The organism is Xanthovirga aplysinae (assembly GCF_009711365.1).
GTDB lineage: Bacteria > Bacteroidota > Bacteroidia > Cytophagales > Cyclobacteriaceae > Xanthovirga > Xanthovirga aplysinae.
In genome coordinates, this window is the sequence record NZ_SMMB01000282.1 from 1 (window position 1) to 980 (window position 980).

Annotated in this window: 1 protein-coding gene; it reads left to right on the forward strand. The window is 35.7% G+C overall.

The features are described from left to right. Positions 1 to 73 precede the first annotated feature (73 nt). On the forward strand, positions 74 to 980 hold a 907-nt coding region (locus tag E1171_RS00740), incomplete at its 3' end, for a TonB-dependent receptor (RefSeq protein WP_187696134.1).

Below are 980 nucleotides of genomic sequence, written 5' to 3' on the forward strand. Positions count from 1 at the left end.
GCTAGATTTGAAGCGTAGTCGTTGGCCGACAAAGAATATTCAATTTCCGGATAAAGACAGAAATTATTTCATAATGAGAAGCTTTTTAAAATACCTTTTTCTAGGTATTTATTTTTTTTCCTTCTTCTTCCCTCTTTTTTTAAATGCTCAGAAAATCTCTATTGAGGGTTTGATTGCAAATGAGAATGAAAGTCCATTGCCCGGAGCAACTCTGTTTTTTATTAATACATCTGATTCTTTACGACAAAATGGGACTGTAAGTAACCTTGAAGGGAAATTTCAACTTAATTTAGATTCGGGAAATTATAAAATGACAGTCTCATTTCTGGGATTTAAGGATACAACTTTAATCTTAAAGGCTAAAAAGGAAGAAATTGATTTGGGTGTAATAAAGCTCAAAGAAAATGAAGAACAGCTAGAGGAAGTGGTAATTACTCATAAAATGGTAATGAGTAGGCAAAGGCGGGATACAACTGAATTTAATGCCATTGCTTTTAAAACCAACCCTGAAGCTAACTCCATAAATTTAATCAGTAAGATACCCGGGATATCTTTTGTGGAGGGAAAAATAATTGCTTTTGGGGAAGAAATTTCGGAAATATTGCTGGATGGAAAACCATTTTTTGGGAGTGATATGCAAAAGGCCCTAGGAGCTATTCCCGCCCATATGGTAAAAAGTGTGCAGGTGTATGAGAAACCAAACGATAAGGGAAATCTTACTGGATTTAACAATTCCGAGCGGAGAAAAGTAATTAATTTGGTTACTAAGCCACAGTTTAGGAATAGTGTTTTTGGAGATGTAAATGGGGCTTTGGGCACTCAAGATGCTTATTCTTTAAATGGAAGAGTAAATAAGTTTGGAAATAGTCGAATGTCTTTGGTGGTTAATTCCAATAGCCTAAACATGTTTAACCCCCATGCTGGAAGTTTAGAAGGGGTTTCAGGAAGAACAGGTAATAACATCCAACAGGAAGCTGCCC